Below are 18,972 nucleotides of genomic sequence, written 5' to 3' on the forward strand. Positions count from 1 at the left end.
AGAAGATTTATCAAAGCATGTCGAGAAAAGGAACTTGCCTGGACAATAGTGTAATGGAAAATTTCTTTGGCATAATGAAGCAGGAAATATATTATGGTCATACATACCACAGCTTTGAAGAATTGAGGGAAGCCGTACAGAAATACATCACTTACTACAACAACCATAGGATCAAGGCACGATTGGGCTGGCTAAGCCCAGTGGAATATCGGTTGCGGCATGCAGCAGCATAATAAAAACCGTAGCAGCAACAAATGCTACTACGGTTAGGTCTAACTTTTTGGGGTCACTACAGTTCAGGCAGTCTGTTTTGGGTAATATTAAAGTTTTTGGGCGTTGAGGCCGAAAAGCGGCAGTGTATCGAAGTGCATATCAGGGTCAACGTGAACCAGCGGGGCGATATCATCGTCAATTGTGACCTGCATGCCTAAGTCTTGAAGAAATTGGGCGTCCCATTGCGGGCGGCGATGGGTGCTGATACGCAGCTCGTCTTTGATTTCATTGCATTCAGTGACGAGTTCTTCCTTGATGTTGGCATGGACATCTTTTTGTTCGTCTTTGCGGGAAAATGTTACCAGGCCGTAATCGGAATCAAAATTCAGCAGCCTGCCGCCTTTTTTCAGTACGCGGTACCATTCGCGATAAGCCTGCATAACATCAGGCAGTGTCCAGGTGAGGTTGCGGCTGATGACCACATCAAAGGCAGCGTCCGCAAAGTCCAGCTCCTGGGCGTTCATCTTGGCAAATTCAGCATGACAGCCGGCGGCCATAACATTTTGCTTGGCCTGATGCAGCATATCGCCTGACATGTCAATACCGGTTACTTCATGTCCCTGCTGGCTGAGCAGAATGGCAAAGAATCCGGCTCCAGTGCCGATATCAAGGATTTTTAAAGGCTTATCAGTCCATAGCTTGCCAGCCAGCAAGGTACTCCAGGCCGGGCCGCAGGGGCCGGTCAGCTCCTTGAGCCGTAATTTGCTGAAGTCAGCACTGCGCATATCCCAATAGGATTCAATTTGTTTATTCAGCTGCGGATTGGGACGGTACCCATGTAAGGGCGCGAGTGGCTTGGTGTTCATATATATGTACTCCTTAAAAACGATTATATCTAAAGTTAGTTTACCGCCAATGAAGGAGATTTTTAAGCCCCCAGGGGGGATAAAAAAGCTGCAATACACAACAATATTTATATAGCGGCTATAGCGGTCAAAAATTGCCGGCAGATATAAAAAAATTTTCGTTTACCTATTGTGCAACCGTCGTGGTTATGCTATAATTTTTCGCGGTGTAAGAAAAAGCATGGGTTTCCGATATCTGCCCTGTGCCTCGGGTATGGAGGTGGTGCAGAAGATGAGGAGCCCAGAAGAAAAAAACAGGAGGTGCACCAACATGGCAGTTATTTCCATGAAACAGTTACTTGAAGCAGGTGTTCATTTCGGACACCAGACCCGCCGTTGGAACCCGAAGATGGCTAAATACATCTTTACGGAGCGTAACGGTATCTACATCATCGACCTGCAGAAGACCGTTAAGAAGGTTGATGAGGCTTATGCTTTCCTGCGCAGCGTTGCTGAAGAAGGCAAGAGCGTTCTCTTCGTTGGTACGAAGAAGCAGGCTCAGGAAGCTATCAAAGAAGAAGCTCTCCGCGCTAACATGTTCTATGTGAACGAACGCTGGCTCGGCGGCATGATGACCAACTTCCAGACCATCCAGAAGCGCGTTAACCGCCTGAAGGAACTCGAGGCTATGGAAGCTGACGGTACTTTCGAAGTACTGACGAAGAAAGAAGTACAGGGCCTCCGTCATGAGATGGAAAAGCTGGAGAAGTATCTCGGCGGTATCAAAGAGATGAACAAGCTCCCCGGCGCTCTGTTCGTAGTAGACCCGCGCAAAGAGCGTATCGCTGTTGCTGAGGCTCGCAAGCTCAACATTCCTATCGTGGCTATCGTTGATACGAACTGCGATCCGGATGAAGTTGACTACGTAATCCCGGGCAACGATGACGCTATCCGCGCTGTGAAACTGCTGACTGGCCGCATGGCTGATGCCATCATGGAAGGCCGTCAGGGTGAAGGCGGCGACGCTGCAGAGGCTGCCGCTGAGTAATTCGTTACTCGACTAGGTAAAACATGATGGGGTAAGGGACTATTATCCCTTACCCTTTTATTATTTGCATATTTGGGAGGAAATTTTAAATGGCAATTACGGCTGCAATGGTTAAAGAACTGCGCGAAAAGACTGGCGCAGGCATGATGGACTGCAAGAAGGCTCTGACGGCTACTGACGGCGACGCTGCTAAGGCTGTTGACTGGCTCCGTGAAAAGGGCATTGCTAAGGCTGAAAAGAAGGCTGGCCGCGTAGCTGCTGAAGGTGCTGTAGGTGCTTTCGTTGCTGCTGATGGCAAGACTGGCTGCGTAGTGGAAATCAACTGCGAAACCGACTTTGCTGCTGGCAATGACCAGTTCAAAGAACTGCTGGCTAAGGTTGCTGAGCATATCGTGGCTACGAAACCGGCTGACCTCGACGCTCTGAATGACAGCGAAATCGAAGGCAAGAAGGTTTCCACGCTGATTACCGAAGCTACGGCTACCATCGGCGAAAAGATTTCCCTGCGCCGTTTCGCCTGCTACGAAACCGAAGGCCGTCTCGCCAGCTACATTCACATGGGCGGCAAAATCGGCGTTCTCGTTAACCTGACTGGTGGCGACGAACAGCTGGGCAAGGACGTAGCTATGCAGATTGCAGCAGCTGCTCCGATGGCTGTTGACCGCGCTGGCGTTGACGCCTCCGCTCTGGAACATGAGAAGGAAGTTCTCCGCAAGCAGGCTGAAGAAGAAGGCAAGCCGGCTAACATCATCGAACGCATGGTTGAAGGCCGTATCAACAAGTTCTACAAGGAAGTCTGCCTCAACGAACAGATTTTCGTTAAGGATTCCGAAAAGACCATCAAAGATGTACTCGGCGATGTAAAAGTTACCGAATTCACCCGTTTCCAGCTGGGCGAAGGCATCGAAAAGAAGCAGGACGACTTCGCTGCTGAAGTTGCTGCACAGCTGAAGTAATAAAGAAATATAAAACTTTCCAGCGGATAGCACAAAACTTTTGTGTTATCCGCTGTTTTCATGTATAATATACTAAGTGTGAGTAAGAAGCAGGTACAGTGATGCCTGAATGGAGGGTAATAGTTTTGGAAACAGCGAAATATAAACGTGTTGTCTTGAAGCTTTCGGGTGAGTCCCTGGCAGGTGAACAGGGCTTTGGGATAAATCCCCCTATCGTGGAAGATATCGCCAAGCAGATTAAGACCATTCGTGAGCATGGCGTAGATGTGGCTGTTGTTGTGGGCGGCGGCAATATCTGGCGCGGACTTGCCGGTTCTGCCAAGGGCATGGACCGTGCGCAGGCTGATTATATGGGCATGATGGCTACGGTGATGAACGCTTTGGCACTGCAGGACGCTTTGGAAAAGATGGACGTGGATACGCGTGTGCAGACGGCTATCGAAATGCGTCAGGTCGCTGAACTCTATATCCGCCGCAAAGCCATTCGTCATATGGAAAAAGGACGCGTGGTTATCTTTGGTGCTGGTACCGGTAATCCGTATTTCTCGACGGATACGACGGCAGCTCTGCGCGCTGCCGAAATCGAGGCTGATGTAATTCTGATGGCCAAGAAGGGGACGGACGGTATTTATGATTCTGACCCGAACAAGAACCCCAACGCCAAGAAATTTGACGAACTCACTTACCTGGAAATCATCAGCAAGGGCTTGCAGGTCATGGATACCACGGCTACCAGCCTTTGCATGGATAATAAGATTCCTTTGGTTGTATTTAACATTGATGACCATGAAAACATCGTACGGGCCGCTCTGGGTGAAGAGATTGGTACCACGGTAGGAGGTAATAAATAATGGTAAAAGAAATCCTATCCACACATGAAGAACGTATGCAGAAATCTATCGAAGCACTGAAGCGTGAATTCGCCTCCCTGCGTGCAGGCCGTGCTACGCCGTCCCTGCTCGACAAGGTTACGGTTGACTACTATGGCACGCCGACGCCGGTAAACCAGATTGCCAAGGTGGCAGTGCCGGAGCCGCGCATGATTATGATTCAGCCCTATGAAAAGACCATGCTGCATGAAATTGAAGTGGCTATCATGAAGTCTGACCTGGGACTGTCTCCGAACTCTGATGGTACGGCTATTCGTCTGGCCATTCCGGCCTTGACGCAGGAACGCCGTCAGGAACTGGTTAAGACCGTAAACAAGAAAGCTGAAGAGGCTAAAGTTGCTATCCGTAATATCCGCCGTGATGGCAACGATGCGGTGAAGAAACTGGAAAAAGCCAAGGAAATCACTGAGGACGAATCCAAGAAAGCTCAGGAATCCGTGCAGAAACTGGCTGATAAGTACGTGAAAGTTGTAGATACTACGCGTGCAGCCAAGGAAAAGGAAGTAATGGAAGTCTGATGATACCGGATATCGTCGCCCTGCCTTGGGAAGAAGGAGAAAAACTCCTGCAGGAGGCACAGGTTGCCTATGTGACTGAAATTACCAGGTCCACGCGTGATTTTTTCCCTGTGGACACTAACAGAATGTATGTTATCCGCCAGCGTGAGTCAGAGGGAAAACTTCTCGTTACCCTGGCGGCTAAACAAGTTCCTGCAAAGGAGGTGTAACACAATGGCATATAAAATTGGTGAGGATTGCATTTCTTGCGGTTCCTGCGCTGCTACTTGTCCGGTAGAGGCAATCAGCGAGGGTGCAGAGCGTTATGAAATCGACCCGGATAAGTGCGTAGAGTGCGGCGCTTGCGCTGCTGGCTGCCCGGTATCGGCTATCGAGGCTCCCTGACGCGAAAAAGGCAGGCCCCTCTGGTGCGTTTTGGCAGAGGGGCTTGTTTTGTGTTATGTATAGAAAAATTTCCTAGCGAGGGATTAACATATGTTAAAAAAGATATTGGGAAAAGCTGTCTCTACCTTAGCTGGTGGCGATGATTTTGCTATTCCCCAGCACGATTCACCGCTGTTTGCCGGTTTGGATTGGGACAAGCTCCCACGGCACGTAGCAGTGATCATGGACGGTAACGGCCGCTGGGCTAAGGGGCAGGGGATGCTTAGAACTGCTGGGCACACTGCCGGTGTCAAGACGCTGAAGAATATTCTTAAGACGGCCATAGGTTTGAAACTCGACGCTTTGACTGTGTATGCTTTTTCCACAGAAAACTGGAAACGTCCGGAAACGGAAGTCAGCTTTTTGATGAATCTGTTTTCTGAGTACCTGCATAAAGAAGTACAGGAAATGCATGAGGATAATGTGCAGATTCATTTTCTGGGCAGGCTGGAGGGGCTGCCGAAATCACTCCAGCAGCAAATGCATGACGCGGAAGAACTGATGAAGGACAACACCGGTGTTAAGTTCAACGTGGCGGCTAATTACGGCGGCCAGGACGAGATAATACGGGCCGTGCAGAGTCTGGCTGGCAAAGCTGCCAACGGCGAATTAAATCCTGCGGATATTGACGAGGCTATGTTTGACAACAGTCTGGATACGGCAGGCAATCTGCCGGTTGACCTCGTTATCCGTACCAGTGGTGATATGCGCTTGTCAAATTTCCTGTTGTGGCAGGCTGCTTATGCAGAGTTTTATTTTACCGATGTGAACTGGCCGGAATTTTCGCCGGAGTGTTTTGTGGCGGCAATGAAAGATTTTGCCAGCCGCGACCGTCGGTTTGGGGGACTCAATGATAATAAGAAATAGTGGGAGCGTTGCTTTTTGTTAGTTAGAATTATAACGGGAATTATTGGCATAGCCGCGGCAGCCTTTGTGATACAGACAGGGGGCGTGGTTTTTGCCGGCTTTACACTTTTGCTGATGCTGCTGGCCTGGTTTGAATACGCCAGAGCCTTTTCTGAACGGGGCATGGGGCTGGCATTGTTTACGGGACTTGTGGTCCTGGGACTTACCTGGTACGCTGCCTGGCAGCGGCCGGAATATCTGGCTTTGGCCTGGCCGCTGACAGTGCTGATTACCTTGCTGGAAAGTGTGCTTATGCGCAGCACTACGAATATTATGGAGGCCCTGGCCTCCGGTGCCGGTCTTATCTATATCGGTTTCCCTTTTGTCTGCCTGTTGCAGCTGCGCGGTATGATGCCGGAAACTGTGTTTAATACGGATATTGGCAGCTTTACCTTTGGCTGTGCCTTTGTTTGGATTATGTTCATTGGCACCTGGGCCAGTGATACCTTTGCCTATTTTACGGGGACGGCTATCGGCAGGCATAAACTTTGCCCGTCTATCAGTCCCAACAAAACAGTAGAGGGCTTTATGGGTTCTCTGGTGGGGACGACAGCGGCAGTAGCAGGTTTGGGTTATTATCTCCAGCTGCCCCTGCAGGAGATGGCTGTATTGGGGCTTTTAATCGCTGTTTTGGCCACCTTAGGTGATTTGGTGGAATCGGTGGCTAAGCGCTATGTCGGCATCAAGGATTCCGGCAACATTATCCCCGGTCATGGTGGTGTATGGGATAGATTTGACAGTGTGCTCTTTACGGCACCGCTGGTCTATTTCTTTGTGCAGTTTGTGAACTTGTTGGGCAAATAAGGAGTGCAGCAGATGAAAAATATAGCAGTATTAGGCTCCACCGGCTCCATTGGCACGCAGACGCTTGAAGTGGTGCGCCGCAACCCGGAGCTTTTTCATATCAGTGTGTTGGCCGCTAATTCCCGTGATGAATTATTTGAACAGCAGATTCGTGAGTTTGAGCCGGAACTGGCTGTACTGGCTGATGAGGCCGCTTACCTGCGCTTAAAGAGCCGTTACAGCGGCAAAACACAGCTGGCTGGCGGCCGTCAGGCTTTTATTGACGCCGCTGCCTTTGACGGCGTGGATACAGTGGTTACTTCCATGATGGGCTTTGCCGGTCTGGAACCGACTATGAAGGCGTTGGACGCGAAAAAGAACATCGCGCTGGCCAATAAGGAAACTCTGGTCGTAGCCGGGGAAATTGTTACCCGCCGGGCCAAGGAACAGGGCGTCAAGATTCTTCCCGTCGATAGTGAACACTGTGCTTTTTTCCAGTGCCTGCAGGGCGAGAAGATGGAGTCCATCGAAAAGCTCCTGTTGACCTGTTCCGGTGGCCCCTTCCGTGGCAAGCAGCGGGCAGACCTCGTGGGCGCAACAAAAGAACAGGTATTGGCACATCCCACCTGGAACATGGGGCAGAAGATTACTGTGGACTCTGCCAGCCTGGTCAACAAGGGGCTGGAAGTCATTGAGGCCAAGTGGCTCTATGATGTCAGTTATGACCAGATTCAGGTAGTGGTACATCCGCAGAGTATTGTGCATTCCATGGTGCAGTTCCGTGATGGGGCAGTGATTGCGCAATTAGGTTCTACCGATATGAAACTGCCTATTCAGTATGCGCTGACTTATCCTGACAGGGTACAGTCCTCCTTTGACCGACTGGACTTCTGGCAGATGAAGGATTTGACTTTCAGCCAGCCGGATACGGAAACGTTCAAAGGGCTGAAGTTTGCCTATGAGGCTGGTGCTATGGGCGGCAGTATGCCCTGCGTCTTTAACGCTGCCAATGAAGTGGCTGTCGGCGCCTTCCTGAAGGACGAAATCAAATTCCTGGATATTTACGATATCATCGAAGAAACCATGCTTAAGCGCGAGTGCATTGTCGAGCCGACGCTGGAGGAACTCTTCGCTGAGGACGCCTGGGCACGTGAGTTTGCCCGGGGACTTTTACAGAAGAAATAAGGGGACGGTGACACTATGGTACTAACTATTGCCGCAGCCGTTTTTGTCTTTGGGCTGTTGGTGCTGGTACACGAATTAGGACATTTTATAACCGCCAAGCTGACAGGCATGCGGGTAGATGAATTTGCCATTGGCTTTGGACCTAAACTGCTTAGCTTTACTTATGGTGAAACCGTGTATTCATTACGCGCTGTGCCCCTGGGTGGTTTTAATGATATTGCCGGTATGGACCCCAGCACCAATGAGGCCGGCAGCCGCGGCTATTGTGAAAAGCCGGTGCTGTCGCGCATGATTGTTATCCTGGCCGGTTCTATTATGAATTTTATCCTGCCGGTGGTTATTTTCTTTGGGATTTATTTAGTGGCTGGTGTCAGCACACCGAATACCGAGCCGGTTTTTGGTACGGTAATTGCCGGCAAGGCTGCCGACCAGGCAGGCCTTAAGGCTGGCGACCGCATTATCAGTCTGGACGGCAAGGAAATTTCCACATGGACAGAATTTGTGGATAATATCAAGGATAACGAAGGTACAGCAGTCACGGTAGTGGCTGAGCGTGACGGGGAAAAAATAACTGCCACGATGACTCCGGCCTATGATTCGCAGGCCAAAAGGGCAATGGTGGGTGTTATGAGTTCTGTGGATACCCGTTATCCTGGTGTATTTGAGGCTGTCAGCCTGTCTTTACAAAAGACCGGAATGATTATCGCCATGATGCTGGATGCGTTGGTGCAAATCATTATGAAACTTTCCGGGGCAGAATTGGCCGGACCGATTGGTGTGGCGCAGATGGCTGGGCAAGTGGCGCAGATGGGTTTTGTTCCCTTGTTAAACTTTGCTGCTTTCCTGAGCCTGAATCTGGGTATTGTAAATTTGTTCCCGATTCCGGCACTTGATGGCGGCCACTTTGTGACACTGTGTGTGGAGGCCGTACGCGGCAAGCCCATGAGCCCCAAGGCACTGGAATACACCCAGAAGTTTGGGATTGTATTGCTCATCCTGCTGATGGTGCTGGCTACGAAAAATGACATTGTGCGTGTCTTTACGGGAGGCTAAGATAAATGTTTGAACGCAAGCAAACGCGGCAAATACATATTGGCAAGGTGGCTATCGGCGGCGGTGCACCTATATCTGTTCAGTCCATGTGCAATACTAAAACGACAGATACAGTGGCAACCGTTGCGCAGATAAAAGCGCTGCAGAATGCCGGCTGTGATATTGTCAGAGTGGCAGTGCCCGATATGGAGGCGGCCAAGAACCTCGGCAATATCATCAAGGAAATCAGTATTCCACTGGTAGCCGATATTCATTTTGATTACAAGCTGGCGCTCGAGGCCATAGAGCAGGGCATTTCAGCCCTGCGTCTGAATCCCGGCAACATCGGTGGGGAAGAAAAGGTCAGGGCAGTGGTCAAGGCGGCAAAAGAGGCCCATATTCCCATTCGTATTGGCGTGAATGCCGGTTCGCTGGATAAGAAGATTCTGGCCAAGTATGGTGCTGTGACGCCGGAGGCCTTGGTGGAATCGGCCATGCAGCATGTGAAGATTTTGGAGGACCTGGATTTCCATGACCTCAAAATCTCCTTAAAAGCCCATGATGTGCCGTTGACGTTGGCGGCTTACCGCTTGATGAGCAAGACGGTGGATTATCCGCTGCACCTGGGTATTACGGAGGCCGGGACAGTGAACACAGGGATTATCAAATCTGCTGTGGGCATTGGTGCCCTGCTGTCCGAAGGCATTGGCGATACCTTCCGTATTTCGCTGACGGGCGACCCGGTGGTGGAAGTCAAGGTAGCCAATGAAATCTTAAAGTCCTTAGGGCTGAAAGAATACGGCCCGACTCTTGTGGCCTGTCCGACCTGCGGCCGTACCAGTATCGACCTGCCGGCTATTGCTGAACAGGTGGAAAAGAAACTGGCCGGCATTAAAGACCCCATTGACGTGGCGGTAATGGGCTGTGTGGTAAATGGCCCGGGTGAGGCCCGTGGTGCCGATGTGGGCATTGCCGGCGGCAATGGTGAAGGCCTGATTTTCCGCAAGGGAGAAATCATCCGCAAAGTGCCGGAAGATAAATTAGTGGAAGAACTCTTTAAAGAAATAGATGCCATATTGGAGGAACGAAAGAACAATGCGAGCAAGTAATTTATATGCACCAACGCTGCGCAATACGCCGGCAGAGGCCGAAATTGCCAGCCATCAGCTGATGTACCGTGCCGGAATGATCCGCAAAGTTGCCGGCGGTATGTACACTTATCTGCCCCTGGGCTGGCGCGTAATCCGCAAGATTGAGGAAATTATCCGCGAGGAAATGGACGCTGCCGGTGGTCAGGAAATCGGCATGCCGATTCTGCAGCCGTCCGAGCTTTGGGAAGAAAGCGGCCGCTGGGCGGCTTATGGCGATGAAATGATGCGTATTAAAGACCGTCATGGCCGTAATTTCTGCCTTGGTCCGACGCATGAAGAAATGATTACGGATTTGGTACGCGACGAAGTCAGCTCCTACAAGCAGCTGCCCCTGATGCTCTATCAGATTCAGGACAAGTTCCGTGATGAGCGCCGTCCGCGTTTTGGTCTGATGCGCAGCCGTGAATTTATCATGAAGGATTTGTACTCCTTTGATAAGGACGTAGAAGGCATGAACGTTTCCTATCAGAAGATGTACGATGCTTATACGAATATCTACAACCGCATGGGCCTGGAATTCCGTCCGGTAGAGGCTGATAACGGCGCCATCGGCGGCGGCCATTCCCATGAGTTCACAGTGCTGGCTGAGGCTGGTGAGTCCAATATCGCGTACTGCACCAAGTGTGACTATGCGGCCAGTGATGAAAAGGCAGCCCTTTCACCGATTGTTGGAGCTGATGAGGCAGAACTGCCGCTCGAAAAAGTGGCTACGCCGGGCACCAACACGATAGAAGGTCTCGTTGAATTCCTGAACGTGCCCATCGAAAAGACCATTAAGGCCGTAGCTTACAGCAGCGACAATGGCAAACTGGTGCTGGCTTTCGTTCGTGGTGACCATGATGTGAATGAGGTCAAGGTTATCAATCAGGTAGAAGGCGCTTTGGAACTGACGATGGCTGAAGAAGAAACAATTAAGCAGGCCGGCGGTTATCCGGGCTTTATGAGTGCTATCGGCATTCAGCCCAGTGAAGATGTGATTGTACTTGTTGACCCGACGGTTATGAATATGCACAATGCCGTGGCTGGTGCCAACGAAGTGGACGCGCATTACAAGAATGTGAACCCCAAGCGTGACTTCAGTGCTGAAGGCATTATCGTAACTGACCTGCGCATGGTCAAGGAAGGCGACGCCTGCCCGCATTGTGGAGCAGAGATGAAGATGACGCGCGGTATCGAGGCTGGTCAGGTATTTACGCTGGGGACGAAATACAGCCAGGCTATGGGCGCGATGTTCCTCGATGAATCCGGCAAGCAGCAGCCGCTTTACATGGGCTGCTACGGTATCGGCGTAGGCCGTACTATGGCTGCCGCTATCGAGCAGAACAACGATGAAAACGGCATTATCTGGCCGCGCGCTATCGCCCCGTTCGAGGTGGTAGTTGTAGCTGTAAATGCCAAGAAAGACGACCAGCTGGCATATTCTGAGGAAATCTATAAGGAATGTAAGGCTGCTGGTTTTGACACCCTGCTCGATGACCGTAAGGAACGTGCCGGTGTCAAGTTCAAGGACTGCGACCTTATCGGTTATCCCTTGCGTGTAGTGGTAGGGCCTAAGGCTGTGGAAGAAAATCAGATTGAAATCAAGGTTCGTAAGACAGGCGAAATGTTTACGGTCAGCCGTGAAGAATACCTGGATAAGGTTAAAGAATTGCTTGCGAACCTCTAAGTTTCATAAATCCATAAGGGACTATTAAGCAGTCTGCTGATAAACAGAAACTCCCGTTGACGAATGATTAAGCGTCAACGGGAGGTTTTTTATTGCAGTTTGACTGTTAGTGTCTGCTTTATTTTGTTTGTTACAGCTCAGTCGGGTGGAGGTGGTAATACTTTTCGCTGTTTCACTAAATGTCCCACCAGCAAACGACTGGCATTTTTAGCGGCCTTGCGCCGGGCAGGCCAGCGGCGCGATTATTCATCATGGTGTCCAGTGACTATTGTTTGTGGGCCAGTCCTCACTGCGTTCGGACAGTCGTTCCACTGCGAAAAGCATCACCACCTCCGCCCTAAGCGACGTTCGTGTAAAATGATTCTTTCGCAGTGACAGGGAACAAGTACATTGATGTTCTTGTAACGGGAGCAACGGGTTCGTGACAATTGTAAAGGTCGTTGCTGGGGGGCGAACGGGGTAGTGATTTTTATGCGGGGAGCGACTGCCTGAGCGCAGCGAAGGCCGGCACACTGTAGTACGCAGCTAAAAAATTACGCTGAAAGGAGCGCCGTTGGCCTGCCCGGCGCAGGTAACTGGGCAGTGCTATTTAGCGAGGTGTGTCGTTTAGCGGAGGCAGAAAAATCACTACCCCGTGAACCCCAGCCACGTATGAACGGGATACGTTTAAGAACTCGTTATCTGTCAAACTGCAATTCATATGTATGAATAGGTTGTGATGTAAGCCTGGACTTGACAAAAAAGATAAACTACACTAATATTATCATTAGGTTTTAATATATTTGGGAATAGGTGTCCATAGGACTTAATAGGGAATCCGGTATAAGCCGGAGCGGTCCCGCCACTGTAAGGGGGAGTCCTGCACAATATGTCACTGGGGTAGAAATGCGTACCTTGGGAAGGCGCTGCAGGATGATGAAACCGAGCCAGGAGAACTGCCTGTTCTAGCATCACCGTGATACCTTGGGGTGTCGTGCCTGCGAGCGATGGGTAGGGGATTGAATCTAAGCGTGGTATATTGGCGCAATAGAGGGCAATCTATCTGTATTTCGCAGATGGATTGCCTTTTTTTAGTGCTTGTGATACTGCAAAACAAGAGGAGGCTGTGCTATGAGTAATGAAACCGGCGGTGAGCTGGACCTGCAGGCCATTTTAAAAAAGGCCGAGCAGCAGACGGACTTTCCAGATGTACCTTTAGACGAGTTTACTCCGCCTACTTATGAGGAATGGAAAGAGGCCTGTATCACCCTGCTCAAAGGGGCGCCCTTTGACAAGAAGATGTATACCAAAACCTATGAGGGTATCACCTTCGACCCCATGTATTTTCGCAAGGATACGGAGGATATTCTGCCGAAGAATTCCTTCCCGGGAATGGGCGATTACCTGCGTGGGGCCCAGCCGAGCGGTTATGTCGGCAAGCCTTGGGGGATTGCCCAGGCCTGCGATGAAACCTTGCCCGAGGAAAATAATGAGCTCTTACGCCATGAGCAGGAAAAAGGTTCGACCATTTATAATATCAAACTGGACAGTGCGAGCTTGAAGGCGCAGGATGTGCGTGAGGCTGCTGCTCCCGGTGATGAAGGTGTGTCAGTGACGACCTTGGACGACATGCACACTTTGCTGGCTGGTTTAAAACTTGATAAATATCCCGTGTATATCTATGCCGGGGAATCGGCTTTGCCCATGTTGTCCCTGTTTGCCGGGACGCTTAAGGCCTCCGGACAGGACATGACGAAAATCCGTGGTGTTGTCGGTGCTGACCCGTTGGGAGAACTCACAGCCAATGGCAAAAACAGCAAGGATACAGCCAGCCTGTATTGTGATATGGCTAAGTGTGCCAAGTGGGCAGTGAAAAATGCACCGGGACTCAAAACTGTCTTTGTGCGCAGTGACGTTTACAGCCGGGGCGGGGCTAATGATGTGCAGGAATCGGCCTATACGCTGGCTACGGCTGTGGCTTACCTGCGTGCTTTGCTCGAACGCGGTCTGACGATAGACGAGGCAGCCGGGCAGATTATGTTTGGGTTCTCCATGGGGGCGAACTTCTTCCTGCAGATTGCCAAACTGCGTGCCCTGCGTCCGCTGTGGGCACAGATTGTGGAGGCTTTCGGCGGCAGCAAAGAGGCGCAGCGTATGCATATCCATGCACGTCCGGCCCTGTTCTTTAAGACGGTTTATGACCCGTATGTAAATATGCTCCGCAATACCACGGAGATTTTCTCCGGTGTTGTGGGCGGTGTAGATTCCTTTGAAAGCTCGCCGTTTGACGAACCTATCCGCAAGGGCGATGAATTCTCGCGCCGTATTGCACGTAACGTGCAGATTATCCTGCAGGAAGAATTTGGCCTTTTACAGCCGATTGACCCGGCAGGCGGTTCCTGGGCGGTGGAAACTCTCACCAAGCAGATGAAGGAAAAAGTCTGGGCTGAGTTTCAGACGATAGAGGGCAAGGGCGGCATGCTGGCAGCCCTGCAGGAAGGCTATCCGCAAAACGAGATTGCGGCTGTCCTCGCAGCCCGTTTCAAGGCCTCGGAAACCCGTAAGGACCGCATTGTGGGCAACAATATGTACCCGAATATGACGGAAACTCTGCTCGACCAGCGTCCTGAGGATATGGCCGAGAATAAGAAACAGCGTACGGCACAGGTAACAGCCTATCTGGCTGATATCGATGAGGCCTTTAAGACGGAAAAACTTGCGGCTTTGCAGGCTGGCGAGGGCTGTCTGGTAAGTCTGGCTATTGACGCGGCACAGGCTGGCGCTACTACGGCAGAAATCGCCGGGGCTTTGCAGGGGGACGAAAGCGAAACTGTTACGGCTATCGAGCCGCATCGCTGGAGTGAACGCTTTGAGGCTCTGCGCAAGACCACGGAAGATTATAAGGCCAAGCATAATGATAATGTGAAGATTTTCCTGGCCAATATGGGGCCGATTCCGCAGCATAAGGCCAGAGCTGATTTCACCACGGGCTTTTTACAGGTTGGTGCTTTTGAGGTGCTCGGCAATAACGGCTTCTCCACGGTGGAAGAGGCCGCACAGGCAGCCAAGGAATCCGGGGCAGATGCTGTGGTTATCTGCTCGACGGATGCCACTTATCCGGAGATTGTGCCACAGCTGGCACCGAAACTCCATGAGGTATTGCCTGAGGCCACGGTGTTCTTAGCCGGTGCTGCACCGAAGGATTTACTGGAAACCTATAACGAGGCCGGTATTGATGAATATATTTCCGTCAAGGCCAACTGCTATAAAATCCTGCAGCTCCTGCAGCAGAAGAAAGGGATGATTGCATAATGAGCTACCAAAATCCTGACTTTACCCAAATGAGCCTGCGGGAACCGACGGGAGCAGATGTCAAAGAGTGGGAAAAACTCTTTTCTGCACAGGCCGGGGCTGAGTTTGACAGCCTTACCCGCCGTACGATGGAGCATATTCCCGTAAAGCCGCTCTATAACCATGATGAATACGACCACATGAACCATCTGGATTTTGCCAGCGGTATCCCGCCGTGCCTGCGTGGGCCGTATTCCACGATGTATGTGTTCCGTCCCTGGACAGTACGCCAGTATGCCGGTTTCTCCACGGCTGAGGAATCCAATGCTTTCTACCGCCGCAATCTGGCTGCTGGTCAGAAGGGCCTGTCCATCGCCTTTGACCTGCCGACACACCGCGGTTATGACGCTGATAATCCACGCGTGGTTGGTGACGTAGGTAAGGCCGGCGTGTCTGTCTGCTCCATGCTTGATATGAATATCCTGTTCTCGGGTATTCCCCTTGACCAGATGTCCGTATCCATGACCATGAACGGCGCGGTACTGCCGATTCTCGCGTTCTTTATCCAGTCCGGTGTTGAGCAGGGCGTGGACAAGAAAATCATGGCCGGCACGATTCAGAATGATATTCTGAAGGAATTCATGGTGCGTAACACTTATATTTATCCGCCAGAAATGTCCATGCGTATTATCGGTGATATTTTCGAGTACACGACAAAATACATGCCGAAGTTCAACAGCATTTCGATTTCCGGTTACCATATGCAGGAGGCCGGAGCGCCGGCTGATATCGAACTGGGCTACACGCTGGCTGATGGCCTGGAGTATATCCGTACAGGTATCAAGGCCGGCCTGCCGGTCGATGCTTTTGCCAAGCGTCTGTCCTTCTTCTGGGCCATTGGCAAGAATTATTTTATGGAAGTGGCCAAGATGCGGGCAGCCCGTGTACTTTGGGCAAAAATCGTCAAGTCTTTTGGCGCCGAAGACCCCAAATCCATGGCGCTCAGAACGCACAGCCAGACGTCCGGCTGGTCGCTTACGGCACAGGACCCGTTCAACAATATCTCGCGTACGGCAATGGAGGCCATGGGCGCAGCTCTCGGTCATACCCAGTCCCTGCATACCAATGCCCTCGACGAGGCTATCGCTCTGCCAACGGATTTCTCGGCGCGCATTGCGCGTAATACGCAGCTCTACATTCAGGACGAAACCAGCGTCTGCAAGATTATTGACCCCTGGGGTGGTTCCTACTATGTGGAGGCGCTTACCAACGAAATCATCCGCCGTGCCTGGGCGCATATTCAGGAAGTCGAGGCTTTGGGCGGTATGGCCAAGGCTATCTCCACGGGCCTGCCCAAAATGCGTATCGAGGAAGCTGCAGCCCGTCGTCAGGCACAAATCGATTCCGGCAACGAAACCATTGTCGGCCTGAACAAGTATCGTCTGGAAAAGGAAGACCCGCTGGAAATCCTGGCTATCGACAATACCGCCGTACGCAATGCGCAGGTGGAACGCCTCGAAAAACTGCGGCGTGAACGCAATGAGGACGATGTGCGCCGGGCTCTGGAGGCGATTACCAAAGCTGCCGACAGCCGTGACAACGGCAACCTGCTGGAATGTGCAGTGGAGGCCGCCCGTGTCCGTGCGTCCCTGGGCGAAATCTCCGATGCCGTGGAAAAGGTTTCGGGCCGCTATCAGGCGGTAATCCATACCATTTCCGGCGTGTATTCCTCCGAGTTCACCGACAAGACGGAACTCGAGAAAGCGCGTTCCATGGCAGACGAGTTCGAAGAACTCACGGGCCGTCGTCCGCGTATCTTTGTCGCCAAGATGGGACAGGATGGTCATGACCGTGGTCAGAAGGTTATCGCCTCGTCCTTTGCGGACATGGGCTGGGACGTCGATGTGGGCCCGCTGTTCCAGACGCCGGAAGAAACGGCGCAGGATGCGGTGGACAACGATGTGCACATGGTCGGATTCAGCTCGCTGGCTGCCGGGCATAACACCCTTCTGCCGCAGCTGGTCGACGAACTCAAAAAGCTGGGCCGTGAGGATATCATGGTCTGCATTGGCGGCGTAATTCCTGTCCAGGATTACGACAATCTTTACGAGCATGGCGCGGTAGCTATTTTTGCACCGGGTACCAATATCCCGGAGGCCGGCATTAAGCTCCTGACACTGCTTATTGACCGGGCTAAGGAGGAACTGGCCGAAGAATAACAGACGAGCCCTCCCTGATTTTGAGGGAGGGCTTTTTGAAGGAGGCAATGATGGAGAAAAAATATAGTACATCAAAGCCCAGCTGGGTGCCAGAGGAACCGAATGAAAAATTTGCCTGCTCGGTCATGGGCGGCATCGAAGGCATCAAGGATACCACCGTCGGCAATATCAATCCTGCGCTGACCAGTGGGAAGATGAAACCCAAACGGCGTCTGATTATGTCTGAGGATGACTATGTGGGCGGGGTACTGAACGGGGACAGAATGACGCTTTCCCGGGCGATTACCCTGATTGAAAGCAACAGTCCGCGGCATTTTGCCAAGGCCCAACGGGTACTGCAGCGGTTGCTGCCGCATACAGGCAAGGCCCTGCGCATTGGCATTACCGGTGTACCGGGAGCCGGCAAAAGCACTATGATTGAGGCTTTTGGCAATATGCTCTGCGATGCCGGTCACAAGGTTGCGGTGCTGACCGTTGACCCGACAAGTTCCGTTACCAAGGGCTCTATACTGGGGGATAAGACCAGGATGGGGACCCTGTCGCGGCGGCGCGAGGCTTTTATCCGCCCCTCGCCGGCCGGCGGAACACTGGGGGGCGTTGCCCGTAAAAGCCGGGAAACCATGCTGATGTGTGAGGCGGCAGGGTATGACGTCATTATCATTGAGACCGTAGGCGTGGGGCAGTCTGAAACTACCGTGCGCTCGATGGTGGACTTTTTCCTGCTCGTGGTGCTCACTGGTGCCGGGGATGAACTGCAGGGAATCAAAAAGGGGATTATGGAACTGGCTGACGCTATCGTGGTCAACAAGGCTGATGGGGATAATCTGGTGAAGGCCAAGGTATCACGGGGCCAGTATGAGCGGATGCTCGAATACATACGTCCGGCTACTCCCGGCTGGCCGACACATGCCTATATGTGTTCAGCTCTCGAAAAAACGGGACTCAAAGAACTTTGGGAAGTCATTAAGGGCTTTCGGGAAAATACACAAAAGAGCGGTGTTTGGCATAAGCGCCGTGACAGCCAGCTGCTCGATTGGATGCACAGCATGATAGATGAGCACCTGCATAATCTGTTCTTTGAGGACCCTGTGATTACTGGCCGTATGCCGGAGGTAAGGGAGGCCGTGCTTGATGGTACGATTTCCCCGACGCAGGCAGTAGCAGAGCTCGTAAAACTATTTGATGTGGAACGTGCGGCCCGGCGGCAGGTGGATATTTTCCATCCCGAACAGGAAAAGGGGTGAACTGGTGTATACCAAGAAAATATACTTTTCCGGCGGTGATTTTCACGAACTGCAGGCTGTATTTGACCATGTGCCGGGAGTTACGGCGGTGCGTGCCGGCTACATCAATGGGGAAAAGCCGGCAGATTTTGCCAGCGTAGCCAGCGGACAGGTCAAAGCCTATATGGGCGTAGAAGTTACGTACAATCCCAAGAAAGTGGATATATCAAAGCTGCTGGATATGCTGTTTGCGATTGTTAATCCTTATGTACCTGATGGTCAGGGGAAGGCCAGGGGGACTATGTACAGGGCCGGGGTGTTCTACACTTCGCCTGAGGATGAACCGCAGGTGCAGCTGCATCTTAACTTCATTGCCAATCGGGGCAAACCGCCTGTAGTGGGGACTGCAGGACTTACGGTAAATGACCCGAACAGCAATCCGAAACTGGCGCGGAAAATGTGTGCTCTTGCCGGGCCTTTGCAAAATTTTCAGGAGGCAGAGGCAGCCGAGCAGGATTACCTGACAAAGCATCCGCAAACTGAAACCTTTATAGACTTTGCCAGGCTGCAAGCCTATGTAAAATTTTAATGTAAGCAGGACTGTGAGAAGTGATTTTCACGGTCCTGCTTTTTTTATCCCCCCA

General features: G+C 51.7%; 18 protein-coding genes and 1 riboswitch. Of the genes, 17 read left to right on the forward strand and 1 reads right to left on the reverse strand.

The window, feature by feature from the left end; all coding sequences use genetic code 11:
* A partial coding sequence (locus DL94_RS0110690) for an IS3 family transposase (RefSeq protein ID WP_028130147.1) occupies positions 1-233 on the forward strand: 233 nt, incomplete at its 5' end.
* A gap of 87 nt (positions 234-320) precedes the next feature.
* On the opposite strand, the gene DL94_RS0110695 is transcribed toward DL94_RS0110690, so the two are convergent.
* Positions 321-1,079 carry a class I SAM-dependent methyltransferase gene (locus DL94_RS0110695; protein WP_051586421.1) on the reverse strand — a complete coding sequence of 253 codons (759 nt, stop codon included), beginning with the start codon at positions 1,077-1,079 and terminating at the stop codon, positions 321-323.
* Positions 1,080-1,389: 310 nt separating this feature from the next.
* On the opposite strand from DL94_RS0110695, the gene rpsB reads away from it, so the two are divergent.
* From rpsB to DL94_RS0110775, 16 genes are all read left to right on the forward strand, one after another.
* Positions 1,390-2,106, forward strand: a complete 717-nt coding sequence (rpsB, locus tag DL94_RS0110700; RefSeq protein ID WP_028130149.1) for a 30S ribosomal protein S2 — start codon at positions 1,390-1,392, stop codon at positions 2,104-2,106.
* Between the two features lie 89 nt (positions 2,107-2,195).
* On the forward strand, positions 2,196-3,062 hold the full coding sequence (gene tsf / locus DL94_RS0110705) for a translation elongation factor Ts (protein WP_028130150.1): 867 nt from the start codon (positions 2,196-2,198) through the stop codon (positions 3,060-3,062).
* Between the two features lie 101 nt (positions 3,063-3,163).
* The gene (pyrH, locus tag DL94_RS0110710; protein WP_051586422.1) at positions 3,164-3,913 is read left to right on the forward strand and encodes a UMP kinase; all 750 of its coding nucleotides are present in this window, start codon (positions 3,164-3,166) and stop codon (positions 3,911-3,913) included.
* On the forward strand, positions 3,913-4,470 hold the full coding sequence (frr, locus tag DL94_RS0110715; RefSeq protein ID WP_028130152.1) for a ribosome recycling factor: 558 nt from the start codon (positions 3,913-3,915) through the stop codon (positions 4,468-4,470). The genes pyrH and frr overlap by 1 nt, the downstream gene beginning before the upstream one ends.
* Positions 4,470-4,679 (forward strand): hypothetical protein, encoded by a 210-nt coding sequence (locus DL94_RS0110720; protein ID WP_028130153.1) that lies wholly within the window; start codon positions 4,470-4,472, stop codon positions 4,677-4,679. The genes frr and DL94_RS0110720 overlap by 1 nt, the downstream gene beginning before the upstream one ends.
* A gap of 4 nt (positions 4,680-4,683) precedes the next feature.
* Positions 4,684-4,854: a DUF362 domain-containing protein gene (locus DL94_RS0110725; RefSeq protein WP_014423751.1), complete on the forward strand. Its 171-nt coding sequence runs from the start codon at positions 4,684-4,686 to the stop codon at positions 4,852-4,854.
* A gap of 90 nt (positions 4,855-4,944) precedes the next feature.
* Positions 4,945-5,760 carry an isoprenyl transferase gene (locus tag DL94_RS0110730; RefSeq protein ID WP_028130154.1) on the forward strand — a complete coding sequence of 272 codons (816 nt, stop codon included), beginning with the start codon at positions 4,945-4,947 and terminating at the stop codon, positions 5,758-5,760.
* Positions 5,761-5,775: 15 nt separating this feature from the next.
* Positions 5,776-6,603 (forward strand): phosphatidate cytidylyltransferase, encoded by an 828-nt coding sequence (locus DL94_RS0110735; RefSeq protein ID WP_028130155.1) that lies wholly within the window; start codon positions 5,776-5,778, stop codon positions 6,601-6,603.
* 12 nt (positions 6,604-6,615) lie between these two features.
* On the forward strand, positions 6,616-7,767 hold the full coding sequence (locus DL94_RS0110740) for a 1-deoxy-D-xylulose-5-phosphate reductoisomerase (protein WP_028130156.1): 1,152 nt from the start codon (positions 6,616-6,618) through the stop codon (positions 7,765-7,767).
* 15 nt (positions 7,768-7,782) lie between these two features.
* The gene (gene rseP / locus DL94_RS0110745; protein WP_028130157.1) at positions 7,783-8,820 is read left to right on the forward strand and encodes an RIP metalloprotease RseP; all 1,038 of its coding nucleotides are present in this window, start codon (positions 7,783-7,785) and stop codon (positions 8,818-8,820) included.
* A gap of 5 nt (positions 8,821-8,825) precedes the next feature.
* The gene (gene ispG / locus DL94_RS0110750; RefSeq protein WP_028130158.1) at positions 8,826-9,908 is read left to right on the forward strand and encodes a flavodoxin-dependent (E)-4-hydroxy-3-methylbut-2-enyl-diphosphate synthase; all 1,083 of its coding nucleotides are present in this window, start codon (positions 8,826-8,828) and stop codon (positions 9,906-9,908) included.
* Positions 9,895-11,616 (forward strand): proline--tRNA ligase, encoded by a 1,722-nt coding sequence (locus tag DL94_RS0110755; RefSeq protein WP_028130159.1) that lies wholly within the window; start codon positions 9,895-9,897, stop codon positions 11,614-11,616. The genes ispG and DL94_RS0110755 overlap by 14 nt, the downstream gene beginning before the upstream one ends.
* A 773-nt stretch (positions 11,617-12,389) precedes the next feature.
* Positions 12,390-12,574: riboswitch (cobalamin riboswitch) on the forward strand.
* Between the two features lie 152 nt (positions 12,575-12,726).
* Positions 12,727-14,907 carry a methylmalonyl-CoA mutase family protein gene (locus tag DL94_RS0110760; protein ID WP_028130160.1) on the forward strand — a complete coding sequence of 727 codons (2,181 nt, stop codon included), beginning with the start codon at positions 12,727-12,729 and terminating at the stop codon, positions 14,905-14,907.
* The gene (gene scpA, locus DL94_RS0110765) at positions 14,907-17,105 is read left to right on the forward strand and encodes a methylmalonyl-CoA mutase (RefSeq protein WP_037371778.1); all 2,199 of its coding nucleotides are present in this window, start codon (positions 14,907-14,909) and stop codon (positions 17,103-17,105) included. The genes DL94_RS0110760 and scpA overlap by 1 nt, the downstream gene beginning before the upstream one ends.
* 50 nt (positions 17,106-17,155) lie before the next feature.
* The gene (meaB, locus tag DL94_RS0110770) at positions 17,156-18,349 is read left to right on the forward strand and encodes a methylmalonyl Co-A mutase-associated GTPase MeaB (protein WP_028130162.1); all 1,194 of its coding nucleotides are present in this window, start codon (positions 17,156-17,158) and stop codon (positions 18,347-18,349) included.
* Positions 18,350-18,353: 4 nt separating this feature from the next.
* Positions 18,354-18,917, forward strand: a complete 564-nt coding sequence (locus tag DL94_RS0110775) for a peptide-methionine (S)-S-oxide reductase (RefSeq protein ID WP_028130163.1) — start codon at positions 18,354-18,356, stop codon at positions 18,915-18,917.
* Positions 18,918-18,972: the final 55 nt, after the last annotated feature.

This window comes from Selenomonas sp. AE3005, from assembly GCF_000686945.1.
Classification (GTDB): domain Bacteria; phylum Bacillota; class Negativicutes; order Selenomonadales; family Selenomonadaceae; genus Selenomonas_A.